This window comes from Herminiimonas contaminans, from assembly GCF_015645465.1.
Lineage (GTDB): Bacteria > Pseudomonadota > Gammaproteobacteria > Burkholderiales > Burkholderiaceae_D > Oxalicibacterium > Oxalicibacterium contaminans.
Genome location: NZ_JADOEL010000022.1, coordinates 24919 through 47694 on the forward strand (window position 1 = coordinate 24919; position 22776 = coordinate 47694).

A 22776-nucleotide genomic window follows, 5' to 3' on the forward strand; every position below is an offset into this window, starting at 1 on the left:
CGCTGCAATGCTCTCTACACAAGAGGTTCGAAGAAAGGTGGTTACGATGAAATCAATTACACCAGGCATGGCGAAACGCCTCACAATTTCGCTGGTAGCGCTAGCCGCACTGGGTGGTTGTGCGGTAGTGCCTTATAACGATGGTTACTACGCGCAACCAGGTTACGTTGCCGCCCCGGTTTATGCTGCACCGGCACCTGTGTATGTGACGCCGTCGATTAACCTCGGTTTCCAGTACCGGTCGCGCGGCTATTACGGCCACGGCCCACGCTACTACGGTCACGGTTATCGTGGCTGGAGGTAAGCTGCAGACCAACTATGCCCAAGCAAAGTGCTGACGCAATAAAAAATGGCTAGCCTGAAAAGCTAGCCATTTTTTTATTTGTGCACGTTATCGTCAAATAATCGCGGTACCAACTAACGATGATTAACGATGACCGTGGTTGCCGTGCGAGCCGTGACCACGTGGACCCGGGTTACGGTAATGCGGACCATAGTATGGGTAGTAACGCGGTGCACTGCGATAAACGATCACAGGAGGCGGTGCGTAGTAGACAGGTGGTGGCGGTTGATAAACCGGTACCGCGCTGCCATACACTACTGGTGGTGCATAGTAGTTGGAGTAGTTATTCATCGGCGGTGCATAGTACATCGGTGGTGGCGCATAGTAGCCGTAGCCACCATAACCGCCGCCGCCCAGGCCGACGCCGACATTCACCGACCAATGGCCGCCGCCCGCCATTGCCGGTGCCGCAGCCAGCAAGGCTGCGCCTGTTATCAGGCCGGCAAGGGAAAGCTTCACTATATTTTTCATGACTATCTCACTGATGATGATGGTATTTAACGCCTAATCGGGGCGTCCTGCCACAGCGATTTGGTAAAGACTGTAACAAGATGTGTCACCGTCCGCTTTAAGCTTTTACCGGTTCATTCGGATCGCTGGCAACCAGCAGGCTGCAGCGGATTTTTTCTACCAGCAAGGCGTCGGTAGAGCCGCGCCACCAGCGCATGGCCAGTGATTGCTGACGGGAATGACCGACGATCACCAATTCTATGCCCAGCTTATCTACCAGGTCTGAAATCATCGGTACCGGTTCACCCACTTCCAGGTGAGTCTGCACGGTCAAACCGGCATCGCGCAGGTAATTCAGGCCGATGTTCAGCTCATCTTCCATTTTTTGTCGCTCCGCCGCGATTTCCTCTTCGACACCGAGCATGGAAACCATCGCATATTCGCCGATGACGACGGATTGCGGCGGACTAACGACGACCAGCAAATGCACTTCAGTAGCAGGAGTCGGTGCCAGCCTTACACATTCTTGCAAGGCGGAACGGCTTTCGGGTGTGCCATTGTAAGCGACCAGAATTTTGCGATACATATAGCCTCCTGATTAGCGATAGTGTGCATTATCAGTATATCGCTAACGACAGTTGCCGCAAGAAAATCGCTGGCGCGGCGCATGGCCGCAGCCTCAGTTCTTGGCGGCCTTGAGGCGACTGAAATTGAGTCCGGTCAGCAATACGCCGATGGCGCCTATGCAAATAACGGTGGTGGTGCCCATCAAGCCAACCATCAAACCGGCAATACCGACACCGACTGATTGCCCCATATAGAAGCAGGATGCAAAGGTGGATACGGCCGCACCTCGTCGTTCGGGAGCCATTTGAGTGGCATTGATCTGCAAGGTATTGTGCAGCATGTAGAAACCCAGGCCGGCAGCGAAGCAGCCCGGTATCGCCCACCACCAGACCGGTGCCAGTCCGATGGTCAGGAAGGATGCGGCAATCACGATGCAGCCCCAGCGCGCCAGACCTTTTTCACCAAGGTTACGTACCAGCTTGCGTGAGGTGCTGGCATACAGCAGGCCACCGAGGCCGAACAGCATCACCAGCGACGCGGCATTGGTCAATGACAGATGGTGCACGTGGTGCAGATGGGTGGCGATAAACGCAAACGCACCGTACAGGAAGCCGCCTTCGAGGAATACCGTAAACAGAACCACGCGCGCCCATGGCGTCGACAAGACCTGCTTGAATTCATTGATCATGCGGCGTATCACAGCGCCTTCTGCCTTGTGTGTGGTCAGCGCATAGGCGGGCAGGCGGCGATTGTAGGAAAACAATGTAATGCTGATCAGCACGAAACATGACGAAATGCTGAAAAACGGCACGCGCCAGCTCAGATAGTCGGCTGCCAGGCCGCCGAACAAGACCCCGGCGGAAATCCCGACAATCTGGCCGATCAGGAATTGTGCCAGTACCGGCTGCCTCTCGTCATAGGGTACGACGTCGCCTATCCAGGCCATGGACAGCGGAATGATGGCTGCCGCCGTCGCACCAGCCAGGAAGCGCGCGACCAGCAGCAGCGGATAGTTGGGCGCCAGCGCACACAACAATGAAGTCAGTGCGCAGGCGACGCAGGCACATGCGACCACGAAATACTTGCCGAAGCGGTCGCCGACCGGGCCAAAGAATAGTTGTGAAATACCGTAGGCGATGGAAAACGCGGTAATGACGTAGGAAACATTCCCGAGTGAAATGCCAAATTCCTGCGACAGCCGCGGCAGCAGCGGATCGGTGACACGCAATGAAATCGCGCTGCCGAAGGCGGCCAGTGAAAGGGCGGGAATAGCGAGTTTGGGGATGGGCGCAGTGGTCTTAACAGCTGTTTCGTCGTTAGGCATGGTGCGATGTTGAGTTAGTCCTGACTCACAAGCCTACAGGAAATTGCGCGCGTATTTGTTTGATGAGTGTGAAATTACCAAAAGACAACAGCAGGGTTGACAGCTGTCTTTAGATGGCATCTGACATATCGCATTTATGGCAGGAAGTTTGCATTTCTTCATCTTTTCCTACACGAACTTGCGCTTCTGTCCTATATGAGCTGACCTTGCCCACAGCTACGATAGTCATACCCTGCTGCAGATTCTGTAAACCTAAGTCAACGGCGGGGCAGGGACGGTGCAGCATGTGGGTGTTCTGAATATGACATAAGGATTTAGATATTAAATAAATCAGATCAGAGGCGATCATGTCCATTCTTCCAAGCACAGCAGACGACACATCGACAATGTTCAAGCAAATTATCGCCGAACGTCTGGGCGATATCGAATGGCCAGGCTACGTGAATATGCGCCATGAAATCGTTGAACATCAAGCTGAACGCACTGAAAAAATCCTGAAACGAAAACGAATGGAAGCACTGCGTTACCTGGGAAATAAAATCCAGAACGAAGGCTATGCATACAACAAAACAGAACCCAGCATCTTTACGCCTGAGTTCGTGCACGCATTGGGTGAGGAAAATTCCCTGCAGAGGAATAAACGTAATCCATGGTTGGGAAAGAAGCAAAAGATGAGCCGAGACAGTAGTGAAAAGACATGGCATGCACATGCCAATATTTTGGCTTTCGGGCCGCAGATTACCGTAGGTAGCGATCAGATTATCAGCACCTTGCCGTGATTCTGTGACACCCATTTTTTGAATCGAGAACCCACTATGAGAAAACTTCACTACACGCTGTTGGTATGCGCAATCACCGTTATCGGTGGCTTATTTATGATCACGCATGCACGACAGGCCGCAGCTGAGAGCAATCCTGGGCATTTTGCAGAGCAGACACAAATCAATGAATTGGTCAGTATCGCGATCCCGCCGTACAAGTGGTAAGTATCACAGCAGGGTAGGCAGAAATTAAAAAACGGATGTGCAGTGATGCACATCCGTTTTTGTATGGTGGCTGCTTACTAACTCTTATTGCAGGCGTATCTCGCCATCAAAGCTGACGTTGAGCTTGATGCCTGCAACGTCCAGCGTCACCTTGGCAGGAAAGGATTCCGTGCCTTTAATGCTGCCATCAGCGATCGCGGCAGCGACTGCCTTCTCGATTTCATGCTGTGAGCTGACGCCCACCATTTTCAAAAACTTGCGCATGCTGAGGTTGAAATTTTCTTCGTCCATGGCGATCTCCTGTCAGGTGATGGGAAACTAAGTACTAGCTAAGTATCAGACTACACTAATTCAGACCGGCCATTGCTCCAGACGGTAAGCCGAATCCCAGAATATCCATTCCAGCTTGGCGGCATGCGTATAGGCAATATGCATTTCCTCACGTGTTTCTTCGCTGGCGACAGCAGCAACGCGATCCACGGTGGCGATTACTTCACGTACCAGCGTATGGAATTCATCGCCAGCGTAGGTGGCAATCCAGGAGTCGTAGGGATTGTTCTTGGCGGCACGACCAATGATGTCGCGACCGACTTCGGCGTAAATCCAGAAGCATGGCAACAAACCAGCCAACGCTACCGGATAGGATTTGCTCCATGCATTGGCCAGCAGGAAGCTGCTGTAGTGGTGGGTGGCTGGCGACAATGGTGTGGCAGCGAAGGTCTCCGCGCTGACGCCGAATTGCTCCATGAAATCCTCATGCAGGCTGCGCTCCACCACGACCGCACCGTGGGCGGCGCTGGCGAACTGCACCACTTCGTCGGCATTGTCAGCCTTGGCGGCGGCGACCGCCAGTGCGCGACCAAAAGCGACCAGGTAGTGCGCATCCTGGATCATGTAATGACGGAAACGTTCTTGGCTCAGGGTGCCGTCAGCGAGTTCCTGATTGAATGGCATGGTGCGGATTGTTTCAAACAAGGCCGCATTCTTTTTCCAGATTTCAGCAGTAAAAGACATGGTCTTCCTTATAACGGGGTTGCCCGCAACGCATCAGCGGGCGGTGGTTCAAGAATATTGGAGTGGGCTGTAGACGTGATCGAAGAAGTCACGTTCCAGTTTGACGGCGCGACCAAACATGTCGGCGCTGCGTGCCTGTCCGTCGGCATCCAGCGCTGCGCCGGTACGATCCAGCTCGGAGCGCAACCAGCCTATGAAGTCAGCGAAAGCCGGATTGTTGTGCAGCGTAATCCACTCGGCGTGAATGAAGCGCGGTGGCAATGGGGCATCCGGACGATCAGCCCAGCTCAGGTACAGCCACTCGGCAACCACCAGCACCGACAAGCACAGTGGATAGATTTGACTCTGCGCTGCTTCCGTCATCAAATCCTGGAAAGCCTTGGTTTGCGGCGTCAGTTGAGGTGTATTGCGATGTTTAGCCGGGAGGCCGAGTTCATCGAATGCGCGCAGGAAGTAAGTGTTTTCGTCGCTGGTAATCATGGCGGTAAAGCGTGCCAGTCGTACGCGTGATTCAAAGCGATCAGCGCTGGCAATCGCTGCACCCAGCAAGGCGACAAAGCGATCAATGAATTGATAGTCCTGTACCAGATAGTGTTGCAGTACATCGGTAGCGACACTGCCTGCAAACAGTTCATCGATGAAACGGTGATTGATGGCGGCATCCCAGTTGTCCTGGTTTTGTTCACGCAACCATTCGGTAAAAGTCGTAGCGGGATTTTTTCTGGAGTTGAAAGGTGTATCTGTCATGGGAAATATCAGGATGATTCAAAACGTAGGTGACGGCTGTTACAGCGGCGGATATTTTTGTGCGTTCATTACCAGCTTGTCCTGGATCGCAGCGTTCAGGTCTACCTTCAATACCGAAGCCAGGCGTATCAGGTACAAGGCGACGTCGGCCAGCTCCTGTCGCACGTGCTCGGCGGTTTCCGGCGCTTGCGCGACGTGCCAGGAGTCTTCTTCACTGCGCCACTGGAAAATTTCAACCAGCTCGCCGACTTCACCTGTCAGCGCCATCGCCAGGTTCTTCGGTGAATGATGTTGGCGCCAGTTACGCGCTTCGGCAAATTCTTCCAGCACCTGTTCCAGTGCCTTGGTGTCGATCAGGGTTTGCGTCATGATAATGCAGCTCGGTGAAGATCCTCAGTGTGGACCAATACGCAATGATAGCCTAATGGCCGGGCTAGTCCTCAATCAGTGCTTATCCGGCAGACTTAAACCTTCGTCTATGCGCCCCATCATGTAGGGAAAGAAGGGATTCGACATCAGGCGCGTCAGCGCATCCTGACTGACGATAAGGGCGCCGCGCTCGCCACGTATCGCCATTGCACCCAGATTCACGCCGAAGTCATCGCTATTATCCGGTTGCGTGCCATACAAGGGATCGCTGAGCGGAAACGGCAGGGCCAAGTGCGACAGTGAAAACACATCGGCCGGGAATGCCAGACCCAATGCGCGCCGTTGTTCATTGCTGCTCTTTGCTGCTGTGCTCAGTTCCTTCACATCACGCGTATCGCTGCCTGCATTCGTAATCACGGTAGATGTGAAATTGCGCGGTGCCGGTGGCAACAAGCGATCTGCCTGCAAATGATTACCGGAACGCAGCAAGGGGCCAAACTTGGCATAGCGATTCAAATCGAACAGCACCAGCTCGCTGCCATTGTCCGGCAAGCGTGCGTACAAGCTATTGACGACTGAACGTGTACTGACGGTGTAGTCGACGATGGATTGAAAGGTGAGTATCGGCGGCAGTTGTTGCAGGCGTCCTTCTTCACGCACGATATGCGCTTGCAGATTGCGCGTCAGCAAAGAGGACTGGCTCGCGGCGTTCACGGGGAAAGAGTTATATTTGAATGGATTGAACTCGGGCACGATATCCAGCCACGCAGCTTTGGCAAAGGCCGGAAAAATCTTCGGCCAGCCGAATACACCCGCAAAACGTGCCAGTTCCGTCACACCTATCATGGGTGCGATCAAAACTACTCTATCCGGGCGCGCCAACTTTGCATCGTCCAGTGTTTCCAGCGTGTACTTGAGTGCCAGTGCGCCACCATTGGAGTAACCGACTATCTGCAAAGGCAGGGGCGCAGGCACGCGGCGTCGTGCTTCCTGCACTGCCAGATGGGTCGCCGCCAGCCAGTCTTGCCATTCAACATCTGTCAATCCTGCAGGCACAGTGCCGTGCCCGGGCATACGTATCGCAACGACGACATAGCCACGCCGCTGATACAAGCTGGCGATATGGCGCAGGCTGTATGGTGCATCGGTCAAACCATGCAAGAGCACGACCGCACCGCGCGGACCACCTTGTGGTTCGAGCAGGAAGGAGCGATTCCAGTCTTGCTTGAAATGTCCCGGGTAGATCGGACTATCGGTGTAGTAGCGATTGCCGGGTACGCGTACATCTGCTTCCAGCTTGTCGGTGACTTCTCTTTTAACTTCATCAAACACTGCGTTTTCAGCAGCGATATACGCAGCCCAATCTGCTTGTGCTATCTCCTTGCGCGACATCTCATGTGGCACATGCGTATGCCAGAGTTGCAGTGATGGTCCGCCATGTACGTCATAGGCACGTACTGCGAGTACGGTGATAAGTACGACGCTGACGATGAGTACAGATAGTTTTAATAACTTGCGCAAGCAAGGTTTCATCTTTGTTTCTTTCCTGATTCGTTCACCAGAGTGCACATGTTTTTTGTTGCAGCACACACATCATATGACAACACGCATATACGTAGAAACCGCAGCCGTATTAGCGTAGCGCGGAGGTGAGGCTAAGTGGATTCCACAATTTACCATTTTCTTAACATCTCATATATTCGCATCAGAGGCTTCAGTGGCGTATGCAATGTTCGTCGTGTAAGTACGCGTGGCAGACGCGGGTGTTAGCGTGCGTTTGCAAATACATAGAATCATTTATCCAGAAGGAAGAGCAATGACTAAAGCATTATTCGCAGCATTCGCATTGGCTATGATGTTGGCTGGTTGTGGCGCAGAAAGCCACACACCTGCAGCGCCTGCAGCACCAGCAGCAGAAACAACAAGCGCAGATCCAGCAGCTCCACTGAGCGCTGAAGAAGCTGAAAAAGAAAAAATCCGCAAACAAAACGCTGCTGCTGAAGCTGCATTGTCCGGTCACTGATCTGTATCAGATCGTGTAAAGAAAAAGCCGTCGCTTGCGACGGTTTTTTTATGCGCGCTGCCGATTAACACGTGAATTCACGCCGGGCGTGCATAGCCTGACAGCTTAGGTACAATATGTCCTCAAGGCGAAAGAAAAAGTCCTCCGCGACTGCTGCTTTGAAAAGTGAATTTAACCGACCTTTTTGGAAGTGAAAATGAATTTAGCAGAGATAGTCAGCCAGTTCGAATCAGGCGAAGCCGGTACCGATGCGTATGTTGAGTTGCGCGCGCAATGCCTGCCATTGATAGAAAAAGATTCCGCTAACGCCGCCGCTTATTTCCTGATCGCGAACTTCGCCCGTTCCTACGTCATGCTGTACGAAGAAGAAGCAGTGACGGTAGAAGTCGCCCGTAAAGCCAAGATCGCGATGCTGGATTACCTGCACCGCATCGTCGCGGCACAGGGTGGTAACGCAGAAGTGCGCCTCGCGGCCATCAATGCGATTGCAGTCGATTACCTGCATAGCGACAAAATTTTTTAATTATATTTTTCTCGAGCTGGAAAATCGTAGCGTACAACTACGCATGATTTCTTTGCGCCTGTAAGTATCCAACAGTGCTTTGCGCAAGTGTGCTTCATTGATCAATGAAGCATACTCGCGTGTTTCTTATGTCCGCGCTCAATTTTTCATGTATTCGTATCTTCCTGAAGATTATCGGGATGATGGTTCAAAAATAATACAACTTCCAATATTTCCAGCATTTCTTTGCCTATGCTTTCTCCGAGAGCATAGCGCGTCTACCGAAGTCGGCAGTAGTTCGCTTGGTCTGATTACACCTGTGTACCAATGCCGTCATAAGGGTAGTGTGGCCGCGCCGGACAAGCGTCGGTACCGGTACAAATCACGGGCAGTAATGGTGACCGCGAGACGTTTCAATTGATGGCGACTTTACCGCCCGGTAATTTCACACTCACGTCCTTGCCGGTGCAAGAGGGTGTAACGGCTAACGTTGGCAGCGGTCGCCTCGAACTATCCGGTGCGACGAGTTACACCATTGCATATCGCGGTGCCAGCGGGGCAGAGGTCTTCAAGCCATTTACAGTAGTGCCTTGAAAACGGCTGCTTGATCCATGCAATATGATTTTTTCGCGAGTGTCCGGGAAGTTGAATCTTGATTGTGGCGGGGTAGGCTTGGGATGGTGTGATCTTGCTTTATTTGTTTGTTGAAGCAAGGGCAGATTCTGCACCATTGAGACTCGACTTCCTGGCATCAGACTTATATCAAAACAAGATTTGTCTTACCTTGGTCTAATAAGCACATGCAGGGCTATAAAAAGCTGTTTTTTACACTATGTAGCGCGCAATCAAACTTCCTGCCGGCTGTTAGCATTTGTTTGCTTTTTGTTGGGACGATTATCCAAAATTAGGAGATTCGTACAGTATTTTTGTTTGTTCATTTTCTATGCTCGCGCCAACGTTGAATCGTTGCACATGAAATCAGGGTGATTTCACATTCGAGCATAGGAGAGAGTGATATGAGTTTTAGTGGCGGTGCGCAGAGCGGGCTTAAAGTTATGCCTTTCGCGACAGTTATATGCCTGTTTTTAGTGGCTCTGGCCACATCTCAGCAGGCAGCGGCAACGGATTTGATTGATCTGGCGGACCAGGGCATAGGTGCTGGTTCGTCGGTTGTCAGCGGTGTCAATACCGACGGTAATGTCGTAGTGGGTTTTGTCCGCAGGGGCGCTTATTATCGCGCCTTCCGCTGGAATGCGTCGAGCGGCACGATTGATGATATCGGGACTTTGGGCGGGGTGTTTTCCTTGGCTAACGGTGTCAATGCCGCGGGTGATGTGGTGGTAGGAGAATCGGATACCAGTGCTGGTGTGACGCGTGCCTTCCGCTGGACAGCAGCCGATCAAAAGATGACTGATCTCGGTACTTTGGGTGGCAGCTTATCTGCTGCCTATGCAGTCAATGCGGCCGGCGATGTGGTGGTCGGTGGTGCCAACACAAGTAGCGAAGAGCGTCACGTTTTCCGGTGGACGGCAGCCGATCAAAAAATGACTGATCTGGGCACATTGGGTGGGACAGAAGCCAATGCCTTTGCCGTCAACAAAGTCGGCGATGTGGTGGTCGGTACTTCGAATCTCAGTGGTGATGCCGCTTATCGTGCTTTTCGCTGGACGCTCGCCAGCGGAACAATGGATGACCTCGGCACTTTGGGTGGTAGCAATTCGGAAGGGATAGCTGTCAATGCTGCCGGCGATGTCGTTGTTGGTTATGCCGATTATGTGGAGAGCATCAATGGTGTTCCGGGCGTCAACAATGGATTTCGCCATGCTTTTCTATGGACAGAAGGCAGCGGCAAGATGCAGGATCTCGGTACGCTGGGTGGCAATAACTCCACGGCCAGAGGCATTAATGACATTGGCGACGTGGTGGTCGGTGAATCCGAGATCAGCAGCGGCGCTGTCCGCGCTTTTCGCTGGACCGAGGGCGGTGGTATGCAGACCATTGAGGATTGGCTGATAGCCAATGGCGTCAAGGTCGTGCACTTCAATACCCGTGTCGCGACCGATGTTAACGCGGCAGGTGATGTAGTGGTCGGACAGCTTGATAACGGCCATGCTTTTATCGCCCGTGCCACCTCCGGCCTGATCGATGTGCCGGAGTTCAACGCAGGCTTGCAGAGTGTTGCCAACTCAGCCTTGCTCGGTGCAAGGGATGCCGATGTCTTGCATGGTGCCCATGGCAGTCCCATGCGCTCCTTGTTGCCGGTAGGGCGTGCCAATATATGGACCGCCGGCGATGTCGGACGGCAGGAGCACGATGCTTACAGCAGCAAACAAGGTCTGGCTGAAGTCGGTTATGGCTATCGTCCGACACAAGCGATGCAGTTCAATATTGCATTGGGTCGTACCTATAGCAGTGCAAACACCGGATTTGGTGGTGATACCACGGCGCGTAGTACTTATCTATTGCCCGAGATGATCTTGTGGGTGCCGAATAGCACAATGCTGGCTACTGTCAGTGCCTACTATGGTCAGGGTGATTTGCGAATAGATCGTGCGTATCGGAATGCCGGTGTGTTGACACATGCATACGGTAATCCGGATACGGAAACAGCAGGCATACGACTGCGGCTGGACTGGAAGGATTTGATCAGTGTGGGCAAGACTAGCCTGACGCCGTACACCAGCCTGACGTATATGAAGACGCGGATGGACGGTTATACGGAGCAGGGTAATGGCTTCCCTGTGTTGTGGAACAAGCGTACTGAAAATGCGACTACTGCGCATATAGGTATGGATGTGGTACGCCCAATTAGTAACACTGTCACCGTGCTCGGCCGTTTGGAAGCGGCGCATCGCTTTGAAAGCCAGGCGACGACAGTCAGTGGTGTGCTGCTTGGGGCGGGTGGAGGCTCGTTTGCTTTCCGCGGACATGATTTGAAACGGAACTGGCTGCGCGCCGGGCTCGGATTGGAAGCCAAAGTCGGTGGCGGTATCGCGAATGTGATGTTAAATGCGAGTACAGAAGGTGAAATGTCGACTTACTGGCTGGCGGCCAGTTATCGCTGGGTCTTTTAAAAGTGTATGGATGGCATCTTGCGCAAATGATCGGATGTAGATTTTTGCGCAAGAAATATCCAACAAAGACCATTGTCCTTGTGCATTACTTTACGAATTTGGGGGAAAGCGTGTTTTCAGCGAGGAACTACATGCTGATGTATGGGGTTCAGTGGGGTGGCTGATGGGGCTCGAACCCACGACAACAGGAATCACAATCCTGGACTCTACCAACTGAGCTACAGCCACCACTGATTTACAACGATCTGCCTTGCAATGTTCTGCAGGACAGCTGCGCATTATACAAAATTCATACGCAGCTGGCAAATCAATTCAAGAAATCAGCTGAATTTTTCTTAAGCCGCTGTTTTGGCGGGCATTTCCGTCACGGTCGGGTGCTGGTTCAGCAGATTTGCGAAGGCATTTACCAAAGCTTCGCGGCTACCGGTGGTAAAGGCTTGCAGTGAGCCAGGCGCGGTTTCAAAGCGTTGCAGGCCACGTTGTTGCAGCAGACGCTCAAGCTGACGTGACACGGCTTCACCGGTATCGATGATGGTGACCGGTACAGCGCTCTCGCGCTGCGCAATGGCTTCTATAGTCGGCTGGACGAAAGGGTAGTGTGTGCAGCCCAGCGCCAGTGTATCGGCACCACCGCGTAGCAGCGGCGTGACATAGCGCTCCAGCATGGCGACAGTTTCCGGCGTATCCAGCTCGCCTTTTTCGATTTGTTCGACCAGGCCGACGCAGGCTTGCGTCAGGAAACTGATACCGGTAGTGGTGCTGATCTGGTCACGCAGCGCGATGAAGCGGCTGCTGGCGAGGGTGCTGGCGGTTGCCAGTACGCCAGCTTTGCCGCTTTTGCTGAACACGGCGGCCGGCTTCAGGCCGGGTTCGACACCGACGATGATCAGTTTTGGATAATGTTGGCGCAGTGCTTCTATCGCCGCTGCCGTCGCGGTGTTGCAGGCGACGACAATCGCCTTGATGTTTTTGGTCGAGAGGAAGGCAGCGATATCCAGCGTGCGCTCTATGATCGCGGCATCTGATTTGCCGCCGTACGGCGCATGGCCGGAATCAGCAAAACACAGCAAATGCTCGGATGGCAAACGCGCCTGGATGTGGCGCAATACTGATAAGGCACCGACGCCCGAATCGAAGATTCCTATCGGCGCGTCGGCTGCAACTGGGTCAGGATAAGCGGAAAAGCTCACAGTATCGTTTTGCTCTCTATGTGAATGTGCCGGATCAGACTGCAGAAACAGGAATCTCGTTCAATCGGATCTTCTCGATTTTTTCTTTCCATTCCTTAGGCCCGGTGTTGTGCACCGAAGTACCGGTCGAATCGACTGCGACCGTGACAGGCATGTCCTGCACATCGAACTCGTAAATCGCTTCCATGCCCAGATCCTCGAAGCCGAGTACCTTGGCGTTTTTAATTGCCTTCGATACCAGGTAAGCGGCACCGCCGACCGCCATCAGGTAAGCCGATTTGTGCTTCTTGATTGCTTCAATCGCGGTCGGGCCACGTTCGGCCTTGCCGACCATCGAGATCAGGCCGGTTTGCGCCAGCATCATTTCAGTGAATTTATCCATGCGGGTCGCAGTAGTCGGACCGGCCGGACCAACGACTTCGTCACGCACCGGATCAACCGGGCCGACGTAGTAGATGATACGGTTAGTGAAGTCGACTGGCAGTTTTTCGCCTTTGGCCAACATGTCCTGGATGCGTTTGTGTGCGGCATCGCGACCGGTCAGCATCTTGCCGTTCAGCAGCAGGGTTTGGCCTGGTTTCCACGACGCGACTTCTTCCTTGGTCAGGGTGTTCAGATCTACGCGTTTCGATTGCTCGGTATCTGGCATCCAGTTGACTTTAGGCCAGTCGGACAGCGCAGGCGGATCCAGATAAACCGGGCCGGAGCCATCGAGTACGAAATGCGCATGGCGGGTCGCTGCGCAGTTCGGGATCATGGCGACTGGCTTCGACGCTGCATGCGTAGGGTGCATCATGATCTTCACGTCGAGCACGGTGGTCAGGCCGCCCAGGCCTTGTGCGCCTATGCCGAGCGAATTGATCTTGTCGCACAACTCGATACGCAATTCTTCTGTCTTGTTTTGCGGGCCGCGTTTTTTCAGTTCGTACATGTCGATGTCTTCCATCAACACCTGTTTCGCCATCAGCATCGCGCGTTCTGCGGTACCGCCGATACCTATACCCAGCATGCCTGGCGGGCACCAGCCGGCGCCCATCAGCGGCACGGTTTGCATGACCCAGTCGACCAGCGAGTCGGATGGATTCAGCATGACGAATTTGGTTTTGTTTTCCGAGCCGCCGCCTTTGGCTGCGACTTGTACATCGACCGTATTGCCCGGTACCAACTCCACGTGCACCACGGCAGGGGTGTTGTCCTTGGTGTTTTTACGTTCGAAATGCGGATCGGCGACGATGGATGCACGCAGCGTGTTATCCGGGTGGTTATAGGCCTGGCGTACGCCTTCGTTGACGGCGTCGGTCACCGAGCCGGAGAAGCCTTCAAAGCGCACGCCCATGCCCACTTTCAGGAACACATTGACGATGCCGGTATCCTGGCACAGCGGGCGCTTGCCTTCGGCGCACATGCGCGAATTGGTCAGGATCTGTGCAATTGCATCCTTCGCTGCCGGGCTTTGCTCCGATTCATATGCGCGTGCCAAATGCTGGATGTAATCCTGCGGATGGTAGTAGCTGATGTACTGCAAGGCTGCTGCAACGGATTCGATTAAATCGTCTTGTTTAATGATGGTCATGGCAGTGTCGGCTAGAGAAAGAGGATTAATGGGAGTCGCTGATGGCGGCAGTCTGGGCCATGATGCGGTCGCTGTAGGCAATCGCCATGGCGGACAACAGGAACACTATATGTATGCCGGTTTGCGCCAGCAAGGTCTTGGTATCGTAAGCAGCAGCGTTGATAAAGGTTTTCAGCAGGTGGATGGATGAAATACCGATGATCGCAGTTGCCAGTTTTACTTTCAGTACGGATGCATTTACATGTGACAACCATTCAGGCTGATCCGGATGGCTTTCCAGGTTCATGCGTGAAACAAAGGTTTCGTAACCACCGATGATGACCATGATCAGCAGGTTGGAAATCATCACTACGTCGATCAGGCCCAGCACCACCAGCATGATAGTCGTTTCATTCAATTTGCTCGGTTTGGCTGCGCCCGGGATCGCAACTGCATCCAGGATATGCTGCAGCGAATCAGGGTTGCCGAGTACCGCACCGATCAAATCGGATAATTCAACCCAGAAATGAAAAACATAGACGCATTGCGCCAAAATCAGACCCAGATACAATGGTAACTGTAGCCAGCGCGTCATGAAAATAAGTCTCGCCAGCGGCGGTATAGGCTGTTTTGTTGATAATTCGTCAGTAGGTACAGATGGTTTCATGAGATGCGGTGGAGTAACTAGGGATAAAACGGAAGTCTGCATTTTACACGTGCAGGCCGTTTTCCTGTGCAGTACGGGTCGCCGATTTCAGCTTGTCGGAGCCTGGCCACGAGGTCAGAATCGTGTAAGGCTTCAGTAAGTGTAAAAGCATATTGTGAGTAACAAATAAAATCCATATTGGAGGGGACAATGTCCAGCATCGAGAGCTTCAAACAAGAGGAGCGGGTATTCAATCCGCCTGCAGATTTCGTAAACAATGCCGCTATCAGCGGCATGGATGCGTATAACGCCCTATGTGCTGAAGCCGCGGAAGACTACGAAGGATTCTGGGCGCGCCTGGCGCAGCAGAACGTCATCTGGAGCAAACCTTTCACCAAACGACTCGACGAGTCGAATGCGCCTTTCTATAAATGGTTCGAAGACGGCGAACTCAACGTCTCCTACAACTGCCTGGATCGTCACCTGACCAACGGTAACGCTGACAAAGTCGCGCTGATCTTTGAATCGGACGACGGCAAAGTGACACGTGTCACCTATAAAGAACTGTACGAACGCGTCTGCAAATTCGCCAATGGTCTGAAAGAGCTGGGCATACAAAAGGGCGATCGCGTCATTATCTACATGCCGATGTCGGTCGAAGGCATCGCCGCGATGCAGGCCTGCGCCCGCATAGGCGCAACGCACTCGGTCGTATTCGGCGGCTTCTCGGCCAAATCGCTGCAGGAACGCATCATTGATGCGGGTGCAGTCGCTGTGCTGACATCTGATTACCAGGTACGTGGCGGTAAAAACCTGCCACTCAAAGCCATCGTCGACGAAGCGCTCGCGCTCGGTGGTTGCGACACCATCCGTAAAGTGGTGGTCTACAAACGCACCGGCGGTGACATCAACTTCGTCGCAGGCCGCGACATCTGGCTGCACGAGCTGGTAGAGAAGCAAGCGGCAGAATGCGCACCGGTAGCAGTCGGTGCCGAGCATCCCTTATTCATCCTCTACACCTCCGGCTCCACCGGCAAACCAAAAGGCGTGCAGCACTCGTCCGGTGGTTACCTGCTGTGGGCGATGCTGACCATGAAGTGGAGTTTCGACATCAAGCCGGACGATGTCTACTGGTGTACCGCCGACATCGGCTGGATCACGGGCCACACTTACGTCACTTATGGGCCATTAGCGTGCGGCGCGACGCAAATCGTATTCGAAGGCGTACCGATGTTCCCGAACGCTGGTCGTTTTTGGGACATGGTGCAAAAGCACAAAGTCACCATCTTCTACACCGCGCCTACCGCCATCCGTTCGCTGATCAAAGCGGCTGATGCAGATGCGGCCGTGCATCCGAGCAAATACGATCTCTCCAGCCTGCGTTTGCTGGGTTCGGTCGGTGAGCCTATCAATCCGGAAGCATGGATGTGGTACTACAAAAACATCGGTGGTGAGCGCTGCCCGATCGCCGACACCTTCTGGCAAACAGAAACCGGCGGCCACGTCATCTCGCCTATGCCGGGTGCAACACCGATGGTGCCGGGTTCCTGCACCTTACCGTTGCCAGGTATCGCAGCGGCAGTAGTGGATGAAGCAGGGCACGACCTGGCGAATGGCAAAGGCGGCCTGCTGGTCATCAAACGCCCATGGCCATCGATGATCCGTAACATCTGGAACGATCCTGAACGCTTCCAGAAAAGCTACTTCCCGCATGAGTTGGGTGGCGGTACTTACCTGGCAGGCGACGGCGCGATTCGTAACGAAGAAACCGGTTACTTCACCATCACCGGTCGTATCGACGACGTGCTCAACATCTCCGGTCACCGCATGGGTACGATGGAAATCGAATCAGCGCTGGTTGCGAATCCTATCGTGGCCGAAGCTGCAGTGGTCGGCAAACCGGATGAAACCACAGGTGAATCGATCTGTGCTTTCGTGGTTCTCAAGCGCTCACGTCCTAGCGGCGACGAAGCCAAGCAAATCGCCAAGGAATTGCGTGACTGGGTAGCCAAAGAAATCGGCCCTATCGCCAAGCCCAAGGAAATCCGTTTTGGTGATAACTTGCCGAAAACCCGCTCAGGCAAAATCATGCGCCGCCTCTTGCGCGTACTGGCCAAGGACGAAGTCATCACGCAGGACATCTCCACTCTGGAAAACCCGGCCATCCTTGAGCAACTCAAGCAGGCACAGTAAAAACAGCGGTAAAAAAGACTACCGGTAGTCGCCAAAAAAGCCGTCGCAGCTAGCCGCTGCGGCGGTTTTTTTATGGGGGAAGGGATGGGAAAGCAGGAAAACGGGCATTTTTCAGGAAAATTTTGCTATAATCAGCGGCTTCGCTAAAAAGCAGTCCGCGAAGACCAGATTCAGGAGAGATGGATGAGTGGTTTAAGTCGCACGCCTGGAAAGCGTGTGTAGGTTCATAGCCTACCGGGGGTTCGAATCCCCCTCTCTCCGCCAAAATACAAAAGCCCGCGCAAGCGGGCTTTTTTGTTTTGGCCGAGAGAAGTAAGCCGCCTGCGCGGCTTACGCGGGGGATTCGAAGGGTTGCGCTTGCAAGCGCAACCGCGGCCTGCGGAACGTAGGCGAATCCCCCTCTCTCCGCCATAGACACAAAAGCATTTTGAATCAATGAGTTAACGAATTCAAAATCGCATCAAACCACACACAAAAACCACACACGTTTTTGTGAAAATAAAGCTCCAGCGATGGGGCTTTTTTACATTGTGTCTTCTCCTCGCTACATTTCCTGTGCCCTAAAAAATCTCCGGTTTTACACAGCGCTTGTTTGAATCTAAGCTGCCTCTCATTCGTCTATTCGGGCGGACTTAAAGATAGCTTGGGGAGAAAATATGCAGATTCAAATCGGTAACGCCAGAATCGAAGCAAGTGGCGCATACGTTTATATCAAAGCGTTTGGCCGTGAGGTGTTCGTAAAGAGAGAGTCGGGGCAGCCATTGATGCCTTACGTAAGGCGCGACGCAACATCAGGGGTTAGAGAAATATGGGCTATAGGGTTTTATATGGTGTTATAACCCGCGCACACTTACTGCATTGTCCATTTGAGCATTTGCGGCGACAATGTTGGTAAGGGGGGAACATGGATAAAATTACTAAATCGCTTCTCGAAACTTTTTCTGCGCAAAACGATATAGAAAAAAAAGACGAAGCCAATCAGTTCGAACACTTCGCTAATTTCTCAATTATTTCGAAACTCAATCGTTCGAGTTTTGAGTTGGATGACGTCCATATGAGTATTCGCATGGATATTGCCACCCATTCGCACCCTAAAGTTGCCACCTGTTCGCATTTCAAAGTTGCCACTCATTCGCACTCCAAAGTTGCCACCCCAGCCTAACGTGATGGTTGGCTAAAGGCATCCATTCAAGGACATGAAATGTACCCTGGAAAACCATGCCATTTCGTAAGTGATGTGGGCTGTCGCATTTATGAACAGCGCCCCGTTTCACCCTGTCGAAAGTTTGTGTGTGCCTGGGTCGCGTCACCCGGTTCGTTTCAAGCCTTTCACATCGTTCAGAGAAGAAATAGTGTTGAGTTTAGTTTCCAGCTCCGTCAAAACGTCCGGCCGAATAATGGCAATCACATATTTCACGTTCATTTCTCCTTGTGAATCGGATGACCGAAATGGTGCCCGTAATTTTTTTACATAGGTTCTCTTAGACTGTCTTGTCATCCTTGCCGATCAGCAGGCGCGTGTCGCTTACATAGGTATACGGTGGAACCTCCAAGTTGCGTGGCGCCGGCACATTCTTGAACACGCGCCCGGCCAGATCGAACTTCGAGCCATGACACGGACAGTAGAAGCCGCCTGGCCAATCAGGCCCCAGATCGGCCGGTGCCATCTCGGGACGGTAGATCGGTATGCAGCCCAGATGGGTACAGATGCCAATCACCACTAGATACGGCGACCTGATCGAACGGGTGGCATTCTTCGCATATTCGGGCTGCTGCGCTTCCTTCGATTGCGGATCGACCAGCTGGTTGCCGTGCCTGCCGAGCAAATCGGGCATCCGGTCGGTGCGATGCACGATCCACACCGGTTTGCCGCACCACTCCACCGTCAACAGCGTGCCCGGTTTCACTCGACCGAGATCCACTTCCACCGGTGCGCCGGCAGCCTTGGCGGCTTCGCTGGGCGACATGCTTTGCACAAACGGAATCGATGCCGCAACGAGGCCGACGCCTCCCACTCCCGTCGTCGCCGCTGTCAGGAATTTTCTGCGGCGGGTGTCTGTTTCACGATTGTCCATGATGCGTTCCTTTCTTGAATGGATGCTCCTGCCATCCCCAATCACTCACTCCCGCCTATCACAGCCGCAAGCTGTCGAACAACCGGCCCCAGTTGCCCTGTCGCGGGAAAAACCTTGGTACTTGCTGCATGTAATCCTGATAAACCGTACCGAAACGCCCGACCATTTCTCGTTCTTCCTTGCGCGCGAGTCGAACATAGACAAGCACAATCACGGGAAAGAGTATTAAAGTGAGGAGTGTCGGCCAGTGCACGATTTGGCCGAATACGGCAAGCATGATGCCGAGGTACTGAGGATGACGGATCACGCCATAGCCCGTCCTTCACAAAACGGCCTTCGCGATGCGCTTGGTAAACCTGGCTCCAGCCGGTGATTAACAGCACGACGCCCAACATGACGAACGTGCCGCCGATCAGCATTTCGGTCATCGCGCCCCTTGACCGTAACCAAGGAGGGACGCCCATAGATGGCCGGTCTGGGTATATATCGGCAGGTCGATACCGAGAAATCCCGTCAGCAGATAGATCGTTAGCGGAAAGCAGTACATTTCGGCGTAGAGCGCAATAATGAAGGCTTGAATCAATCCGGCACCGCTCCATTCGCGCCAGCCCTTGGGCGCCGCGTAGCGATACAGTATCCAGGACACGATCACGATGATCATCGCGACCCATCCCCAATGTCCGTAATGCCCGGCAAAACCACTTGTATCATGCATGATCTACCTCCTTGCGGCTTACCGACGTCGCTGATGGAATCGAACGACTTATGCCTCGAGATCGATTATTTGTCCTCTTGATCTGGCTTCTTGTCCTTTTCTTTTTGGGGATTATTCATTCCCTTCATCATAAAAACCATCACGATCGGGCATACCAAAAGCAGTAAGTACGGCGCGATTGCCGTAATCTGTGTCTGGAATGCAGGAAAAGCCACATACCCAACGATGAGCAACAGGCCTATTCCCACCGCCATCTTTATCATTGTCTTGAAGCTGCACATGATTGTGTCTCCTTTATATTTACAAACTACTGGCTAATGGGCGGGCTATCTCCACGCTCTTTGGCAGCGTGCCATTGAGAGCACGGAAGCCAACCCGCCCATTGCGCCAGTTACTTCACTGCGGTAACGACATAATCTTTATCCTGCTTAGTGAAATCGATCGACACTTTCTTGTCGACGGCGAGTTTGTCGAAGAACATCTTGTCCTTCACAACGAATGTCATCGTCATTGCCGGCCAATTCAATGTTTTGACGGGGCCATGGGCCAGCGTCACCGTGCCCTTCAGCGCATCGACTGCCTTCACCATACCTGTCGCCTTGTGGGTGGTGGTTTTGGCAGAGGAATCGGAACTCATTTTTTCCATCGGCATGTTCTTCATGTCCATGTCTTTCATATCCATATTTTTTGCGCCGCCAGACTGCGCCATTGCCAGACTGGATGCGGACAAAGCAAGAATCAGAGATACGGTTGCGGCAAATTTCATAGTAATTTCCTTCATTACTTAGGGTGGGTTGGTACAACAAAAAAAGATTGATCACTGCCTAGACTGTGACGATGTCTCCTGACGGCATGAGCCGCCAAAAAAAATCGCATCGAGCCATTAAAAATGCGTTAATGCTTTTTCATCATTTCCTGACAATCCTTCATCATTTGATCCATTTTTTCGTGCATTTTTGGATCCATCTGGTGGTCCATTCCGGATTGAGAAGCTTTATTGGCCGCTTGCATCATTTGCGTCTGTTTGGCCTTGCGCCCTTGTTCAATCAGTTGCCAATCAGGGCCTGCGAAGGCCGGAAATGCTGCACTAAGGCTGCTTATGCAGAGCAGCGTAAGTAGTAATTTTTTCATGATAGATTCCTCGGTAAATTGGTTTGATTTATGCGTCAGCAAGACTTTTAATCGTCTTCATCGTCACGATGGTTAATTCAACCACCGACAATACAAAAGCCGCAGCGCAACCGCTGGAATCACTGAAATATCAGAAACAAATTTAGCGATAGCCGGCAGGTTGTCGATGCCGACCTTCAATATCGGATCAGGTAACAGATCCATGGCGCGACGTTGAGCCCCCGCCAGCGTCAATGGCGCCTCGACTGCGTAGACGTTGGCAACGAACTTAAGCGATCCTGCCAGCGCGGCGAGGCTGATTCTTAGGGAAAACCGAAGAACCGGATGGCGCGCGGTGAACGGGGATGACATGAAACCTCCAGATAACAAGTGACAACATCGGGCGTGCGCAAGGCACGGCGATGGCGGCTAGGCGATCAGGGGGATTAAATGCGGAAACAGCAGTTGCGAATGGACAGCGGCGGCGCTGTAGGTCGTGCCAGAAGAAGAGAGTTCGGTTGAGGGTCAGTGGAATGGTCGACGATCTCAATATTGCGAAATACCAGCGTCAGTGCGGCAGCCATAAAGGGCATCACATGTGGCATCGGCGGTTTGTCCAGAGACTGGTTGCCTGCTTGGTCGTTCGCGTGACAGAGGCTGGGTTGTGCTTTATCCGAGCCGGCGCACCAGGCCATCGCCTGATTACTATCCATGGCCATCGACGCCGACTCATTGACCTGCCCGACATTAAAACTAGGGCATGTGTATCCCGCTACGGCAAGCTGCATGAACAGCATGCTGACCAGCACGATGAGTGCCGCAAATAGACGGGATGGGCGGGCGAGTTTCATTATCAAGTTTTTGCTTAATTTGTACTCAGCAGAAACGATATTTGTTGTCAAGCAATGATAAATTTTTAGAGGCGAATCGGAAAAGCAACCCCGATAGCACATTGTTAGCCTTCCCACGTGGGAAGGTCAAGATGTATTTGAAGTGGCCTCACATTTTTTGGGAGGGGCACCGTTAAATGCTAGCGACCACCTGGCCAGTGCCTGAATCGGGTGAGCGAGACACAATTCGTAATGTTGTCGCAATGGTCTTGACGATGATTTTTGATCGAATTGTCTGTGTTGAAAAAAAACGATTCCGCTGCTTGATCTTCCCACAGAGGAAAGGTCTATTGTGAAGTTACGACAACGTGTGTAGCAGATTGGAATGATGAGGACCGTCGGTGGGCACAGAAAAGAGAGAGGACGTCATGAATATCGGACAAGCAGCCAGAACTTCAGGGGTTTCAGCCAAAATGATTCGCTATTATGAAAGTATTGGCTTGGCGGAGTCTGCCGTTCGAAGCGAAGGCAACTATCGGACCTATGGCGAAAACGACATCCACACGCTGCGCTTTATACGACAGGCGAGGATACTTGGCTTTCAAATTGAACAAATCCGTGAACTGCTCGCGCTATGGCAAGACAGGAGACGTACCAGTGCCCAGGTCAAATCGATTAGTGCAAAACATATCGAAGACCTGAATGAACGGATCGCGGGACTTGTCGTCATGCGCGATACGTTGACAGACCTGATGCGACATTGTGCGGGGAACCACCGGCCTTCCTGCCCAATCCTGGACAGCATGAGCGGGGAGATACCCAAGAGCACCTCCACCAAGCAGGGCGGGCAACAATCCCGGCCACGATCAGAACCGCGAAAACATGAAGCGCATTCGTCGTGATCGCGTATTCCGGTCAACAATTGAATTCCACTAAAGCTGAATCGCCCCGGCTTTACTAGACACATCTGAGCCTATAAATTTATAGGTTAACGGAGGTGTTATGAGTGCAAAGCGATATACAGAAGAATTCAAGATTGAAGCAGTCAAACAGGTCACAGAACGAG

General features: G+C 52.8%; 29 protein-coding genes and 2 tRNA genes. 10 read left to right on the forward strand and 21 right to left on the reverse strand.

The features are described from left to right. Positions 1-46: 46 nt before the first annotated feature. Complete coding sequence (locus IXC47_RS18185; protein ID WP_230089649.1) at positions 47-304, forward strand: hypothetical protein; 258 nt, start codon at positions 47-49, stop codon at positions 302-304. A gap of 123 nt (positions 305-427) precedes the next feature. Here IXC47_RS18185 and IXC47_RS18190 read toward each other — a convergent pair whose 3' ends face one another. The 4 genes from IXC47_RS18190 to IXC47_RS18205 all read right to left on the reverse strand — a co-directional run bounded on the left by IXC47_RS18190 (position 428) and on the right by IXC47_RS18205 (position 3033). Continuing rightward, positions 428-814: a hypothetical protein gene (locus IXC47_RS18190; protein ID WP_195876607.1), complete on the reverse strand. Its 387-nt coding sequence runs from the start codon at positions 812-814 to the stop codon at positions 428-430. A gap of 97 nt (positions 815-911) precedes the next feature. After that, positions 912-1379 (reverse strand): universal stress protein, encoded by a 468-nt coding sequence (locus IXC47_RS18195; RefSeq protein WP_175625329.1) that lies wholly within the window; start codon positions 1377-1379, stop codon positions 912-914. 93 nt (positions 1380-1472) lie between these two features. Then, the gene (locus IXC47_RS18200; RefSeq protein ID WP_175625330.1) at positions 1473-2684 is read right to left on the reverse strand and encodes an MFS transporter; all 1212 of its coding nucleotides are present in this window, start codon (positions 2682-2684) and stop codon (positions 1473-1475) included. Between the two features lie 109 nt (positions 2685-2793). Then, positions 2794-3033: a hypothetical protein gene (locus tag IXC47_RS18205; RefSeq protein WP_195876608.1), complete on the reverse strand. Its 240-nt coding sequence runs from the start codon at positions 3031-3033 to the stop codon at positions 2794-2796. Here IXC47_RS18205 and IXC47_RS18210 point away from each other — a divergent pair. Then, a complete protein-coding gene (locus IXC47_RS18210; protein ID WP_175625331.1) occupies positions 3032-3463 on the forward strand; it encodes a hypothetical protein in 432 nt (143 codons plus the stop codon). The two genes, IXC47_RS18205 and IXC47_RS18210, sit on opposite strands and share 2 nt — an antisense overlap. Positions 3464-3754: 291 nt before the next feature. Here the strand turns inward: IXC47_RS18210 and IXC47_RS18215 are convergent, their stop codons facing one another. From IXC47_RS18215 to IXC47_RS18235, 5 genes are all read right to left on the reverse strand, one after another. Then, on the reverse strand, positions 3755-3961 hold the full coding sequence (locus tag IXC47_RS18215) for a DUF6494 family protein (RefSeq protein WP_175625332.1): 207 nt from the start codon (positions 3959-3961) through the stop codon (positions 3755-3757). 60 nt (positions 3962-4021) lie between these two features. Next, on the reverse strand, positions 4022-4684 hold the full coding sequence (gene tenA / locus IXC47_RS18220) for a thiaminase II (protein WP_195876609.1): 663 nt from the start codon (positions 4682-4684) through the stop codon (positions 4022-4024). Between the two features lie 48 nt (positions 4685-4732). Next, a complete protein-coding gene (locus tag IXC47_RS18225; protein ID WP_195876610.1) occupies positions 4733-5431 on the reverse strand; it encodes a TenA family protein in 699 nt (232 codons plus the stop codon). 39 nt (positions 5432-5470) lie between these two features. Next, positions 5471-5800 carry a nucleotide pyrophosphohydrolase gene (locus tag IXC47_RS18230; RefSeq protein WP_175625335.1) on the reverse strand — a complete coding sequence of 110 codons (330 nt, stop codon included), beginning with the start codon at positions 5798-5800 and terminating at the stop codon, positions 5471-5473. A 75-nt stretch (positions 5801-5875) separates the two neighbouring features. Continuing rightward, complete coding sequence (locus IXC47_RS18235) at positions 5876-7333, reverse strand: alpha/beta hydrolase (RefSeq protein WP_195876611.1); 1458 nt, start codon at positions 7331-7333, stop codon at positions 5876-5878. 283 nt (positions 7334-7616) lie between these two features. On the opposite strand from IXC47_RS18235, the gene IXC47_RS18240 reads away from it, so the two are divergent. The 4 genes from IXC47_RS18240 to IXC47_RS18255 all read left to right on the forward strand — a co-directional run bounded on the left by IXC47_RS18240 (position 7617) and on the right by IXC47_RS18255 (position 11399). Further along, positions 7617-7823 carry a hypothetical protein gene (locus tag IXC47_RS18240; protein ID WP_175625336.1) on the forward strand — a complete coding sequence of 69 codons (207 nt, stop codon included), beginning with the start codon at positions 7617-7619 and terminating at the stop codon, positions 7821-7823. A 196-nt stretch (positions 7824-8019) separates the two neighbouring features. After that, a complete protein-coding gene (locus IXC47_RS18245; protein WP_195876612.1) occupies positions 8020-8346 on the forward strand; it encodes a hypothetical protein in 327 nt (108 codons plus the stop codon). Positions 8347-8745: 399 nt separating this feature from the next. Then, a complete protein-coding gene (locus IXC47_RS18250) occupies positions 8746-8919 on the forward strand; it encodes a hypothetical protein (protein WP_195876613.1) in 174 nt (57 codons plus the stop codon). Between the two features lie 533 nt (positions 8920-9452). Continuing rightward, on the forward strand, positions 9453-11399 hold the full coding sequence (locus IXC47_RS18255; protein ID WP_230089650.1) for an autotransporter domain-containing protein: 1947 nt from the start codon (positions 9453-9455) through the stop codon (positions 11397-11399). 152 nt (positions 11400-11551) lie between these two features. Here the strand turns inward: IXC47_RS18255 and IXC47_RS18260 are convergent. The 4 genes from IXC47_RS18260 to IXC47_RS18275 form a co-directional block, all read right to left on the reverse strand. Beyond that, positions 11552-11627, reverse strand: a tRNA-His gene (locus tag IXC47_RS18260). A gap of 107 nt (positions 11628-11734) precedes the next feature. Continuing rightward, a complete protein-coding gene (gene murI / locus IXC47_RS18265; protein ID WP_195876615.1) occupies positions 11735-12589 on the reverse strand; it encodes a glutamate racemase in 855 nt (284 codons plus the stop codon). A 34-nt stretch (positions 12590-12623) separates the two neighbouring features. Beyond that, positions 12624-14162 (reverse strand): fumarate hydratase, encoded by a 1539-nt coding sequence (locus IXC47_RS18270; protein WP_175625340.1) that lies wholly within the window; start codon positions 14160-14162, stop codon positions 12624-12626. Between the two features lie 25 nt (positions 14163-14187). Next, entirely contained in the window at positions 14188-14808 is a 621-nt protein-coding gene (locus IXC47_RS18275) for a YqhA family protein (RefSeq protein ID WP_195876616.1), read from the reverse strand. Positions 14809-14997: 189 nt separating this feature from the next. On the opposite strand from IXC47_RS18275, the gene acs reads away from it, so the two are divergent. The 3 genes from acs (at position 14998) to IXC47_RS18290 (ending at position 18142) form a co-directional block, all read left to right on the forward strand. Then, entirely contained in the window at positions 14998-16980 is a 1983-nt protein-coding gene (gene acs, locus IXC47_RS18280; RefSeq protein ID WP_195876617.1) for an acetate--CoA ligase, read from the forward strand. Positions 16981-17153: 173 nt separating this feature from the next. Beyond that, a tRNA-Ser gene (locus tag IXC47_RS18285) sits at positions 17154-17244 on the forward strand. A gap of 640 nt (positions 17245-17884) precedes the next feature. Continuing rightward, complete coding sequence (locus IXC47_RS18290; protein WP_195876618.1) at positions 17885-18142, forward strand: hypothetical protein; 258 nt, start codon at positions 17885-17887, stop codon at positions 18140-18142. A gap of 319 nt (positions 18143-18461) precedes the next feature. Here the strand turns inward: IXC47_RS18290 and petA are convergent, their stop codons facing one another. From petA to IXC47_RS18325, 8 genes are all read right to left on the reverse strand, one after another. Continuing rightward, positions 18462-19055: a ubiquinol-cytochrome c reductase iron-sulfur subunit gene (gene petA, locus IXC47_RS18295; protein ID WP_195876619.1), complete on the reverse strand. Its 594-nt coding sequence runs from the start codon at positions 19053-19055 to the stop codon at positions 18462-18464. A 58-nt stretch (positions 19056-19113) separates the two neighbouring features. Beyond that, the gene (locus IXC47_RS19445; protein WP_326838428.1) at positions 19114-19362 is read right to left on the reverse strand and encodes a methyltransferase family protein; all 249 of its coding nucleotides are present in this window, start codon (positions 19360-19362) and stop codon (positions 19114-19116) included. A gap of 117 nt (positions 19363-19479) precedes the next feature. Next, positions 19480-19770, reverse strand: a complete 291-nt coding sequence (locus IXC47_RS19450; protein WP_230089651.1) for a hypothetical protein — start codon at positions 19768-19770, stop codon at positions 19480-19482. Positions 19771-19835: 65 nt separating this feature from the next. Continuing rightward, entirely contained in the window at positions 19836-20051 is a 216-nt protein-coding gene (locus IXC47_RS18305) for a DUF2933 domain-containing protein (protein ID WP_195876620.1), read from the reverse strand. Positions 20052-20161: 110 nt separating this feature from the next. After that, complete coding sequence (locus tag IXC47_RS18310) at positions 20162-20536, reverse strand: copper-binding protein (protein WP_195876621.1); 375 nt, start codon at positions 20534-20536, stop codon at positions 20162-20164. A 128-nt stretch (positions 20537-20664) separates the two neighbouring features. After that, the gene (locus IXC47_RS18315; protein ID WP_195876622.1) at positions 20665-20901 is read right to left on the reverse strand and encodes a hypothetical protein; all 237 of its coding nucleotides are present in this window, start codon (positions 20899-20901) and stop codon (positions 20665-20667) included. 72 nt (positions 20902-20973) lie between these two features. After that, positions 20974-21252 (reverse strand): hypothetical protein, encoded by a 279-nt coding sequence (locus tag IXC47_RS18320; protein WP_195876623.1) that lies wholly within the window; start codon positions 21250-21252, stop codon positions 20974-20976. A gap of 74 nt (positions 21253-21326) precedes the next feature. After that, complete coding sequence (locus IXC47_RS18325; protein ID WP_195876624.1) at positions 21327-21731, reverse strand: hypothetical protein; 405 nt, start codon at positions 21729-21731, stop codon at positions 21327-21329. 407 nt (positions 21732-22138) lie between these two features. Between IXC47_RS18325 and cueR the strand changes: the two genes are divergently transcribed. Then, positions 22139-22612 (forward strand): Cu(I)-responsive transcriptional regulator, encoded by a 474-nt coding sequence (gene cueR, locus IXC47_RS18330; protein ID WP_195876625.1) that lies wholly within the window; start codon positions 22139-22141, stop codon positions 22610-22612. Positions 22613-22776 lie beyond the last annotated feature (164 nt).

What these genes read in the sequence shown, in the direction of transcription:
- IXC47_RS18230 (WP_175625335.1), bottom strand. Translation starts at nt 5,800, where the DNA reads ATGACGCAAACCCTGATCGACACCAAGGCACTGGAACAGGTGCTGGAA.
- IXC47_RS18320 (WP_195876623.1), bottom strand. Translation starts at nt 21,252, where the DNA reads ATGTCATCCCCGTTCACCGCGCGCCATCCGGTTCTTCGGTTTTCCCTA.
- IXC47_RS18305 (WP_195876620.1), bottom strand. Translation starts at nt 20,051, where the DNA reads ATGTGCAGCTTCAAGACAATGATAAAGATGGCGGTGGGAATAGGCCTG.
- IXC47_RS18325 (WP_195876624.1), bottom strand. Translation starts at nt 21,731, where the DNA reads ATGAAACTCGCCCGCCCATCCCGTCTATTTGCGGCACTCATCGTGCTG.
- IXC47_RS18240 (WP_175625336.1), top strand. Translation starts at nt 7,617, where the DNA reads ATGACTAAAGCATTATTCGCAGCATTCGCATTGGCTATGATGTTGGCT.
- IXC47_RS18245 (WP_195876612.1), top strand. Translation starts at nt 8,020, where the DNA reads ATGAATTTAGCAGAGATAGTCAGCCAGTTCGAATCAGGCGAAGCCGGT.
- IXC47_RS18195 (WP_175625329.1), bottom strand. Translation starts at nt 1,379, where the DNA reads ATGTATCGCAAAATTCTGGTCGCTTACAATGGCACACCCGAAAGCCGT.
- IXC47_RS18290 (WP_195876618.1), top strand. Translation starts at nt 17,885, where the DNA reads ATGGATAAAATTACTAAATCGCTTCTCGAAACTTTTTCTGCGCAAAAC.
- IXC47_RS18275 (WP_195876616.1), bottom strand. Translation starts at nt 14,808, where the DNA reads ATGAAACCATCTGTACCTACTGACGAATTATCAACAAAACAGCCTATA.
- cueR (WP_195876625.1), top strand. Translation starts at nt 22,139, where the DNA reads ATGAATATCGGACAAGCAGCCAGAACTTCAGGGGTTTCAGCCAAAATG.
- IXC47_RS18235 (WP_195876611.1), bottom strand. Translation starts at nt 7,333, where the DNA reads ATGAAACCTTGCTTGCGCAAGTTATTAAAACTATCTGTACTCATCGTC.
- IXC47_RS18205 (WP_195876608.1), bottom strand. Translation starts at nt 3,033, where the DNA reads ATGATCGCCTCTGATCTGATTTATTTAATATCTAAATCCTTATGTCAT.
- IXC47_RS18250 (WP_195876613.1), top strand. Translation starts at nt 8,746, where the DNA reads ATGGCGACTTTACCGCCCGGTAATTTCACACTCACGTCCTTGCCGGTG.
- IXC47_RS18315 (WP_195876622.1), bottom strand. Translation starts at nt 20,901, where the DNA reads ATGAAAAAATTACTACTTACGCTGCTCTGCATAAGCAGCCTTAGTGCA.
- IXC47_RS18185 (WP_230089649.1), top strand. Translation starts at nt 47, where the DNA reads ATGAAATCAATTACACCAGGCATGGCGAAACGCCTCACAATTTCGCTG.
- IXC47_RS18200 (WP_175625330.1), bottom strand. Translation starts at nt 2,684, where the DNA reads ATGCCTAACGACGAAACAGCTGTTAAGACCACTGCGCCCATCCCCAAA.
- IXC47_RS18190 (WP_195876607.1), bottom strand. Translation starts at nt 814, where the DNA reads ATGAAAAATATAGTGAAGCTTTCCCTTGCCGGCCTGATAACAGGCGCA.
- IXC47_RS19450 (WP_230089651.1), bottom strand. Translation starts at nt 19,770, where the DNA reads ATGCATGATACAAGTGGTTTTGCCGGGCATTACGGACATTGGGGATGG.
- IXC47_RS18310 (WP_195876621.1), bottom strand. Translation starts at nt 20,536, where the DNA reads ATGAAATTTGCCGCAACCGTATCTCTGATTCTTGCTTTGTCCGCATCC.
- IXC47_RS18270 (WP_175625340.1), bottom strand. Translation starts at nt 14,162, where the DNA reads ATGACCATCATTAAACAAGACGATTTAATCGAATCCGTTGCAGCAGCC.
- IXC47_RS18215 (WP_175625332.1), bottom strand. Translation starts at nt 3,961, where the DNA reads ATGGACGAAGAAAATTTCAACCTCAGCATGCGCAAGTTTTTGAAAATG.
- petA (WP_195876619.1), bottom strand. Translation starts at nt 19,055, where the DNA reads ATGGACAATCGTGAAACAGACACCCGCCGCAGAAAATTCCTGACAGCG.
- tenA (WP_195876609.1), bottom strand. Translation starts at nt 4,684, where the DNA reads ATGTCTTTTACTGCTGAAATCTGGAAAAAGAATGCGGCCTTGTTTGAA.
- IXC47_RS18225 (WP_195876610.1), bottom strand. Translation starts at nt 5,431, where the DNA reads ATGACAGATACACCTTTCAACTCCAGAAAAAATCCCGCTACGACTTTT.
- IXC47_RS18210 (WP_175625331.1), top strand. Translation starts at nt 3,032, where the DNA reads ATGTCCATTCTTCCAAGCACAGCAGACGACACATCGACAATGTTCAAG.
- acs (WP_195876617.1), top strand. Translation starts at nt 14,998, where the DNA reads ATGTCCAGCATCGAGAGCTTCAAACAAGAGGAGCGGGTATTCAATCCG.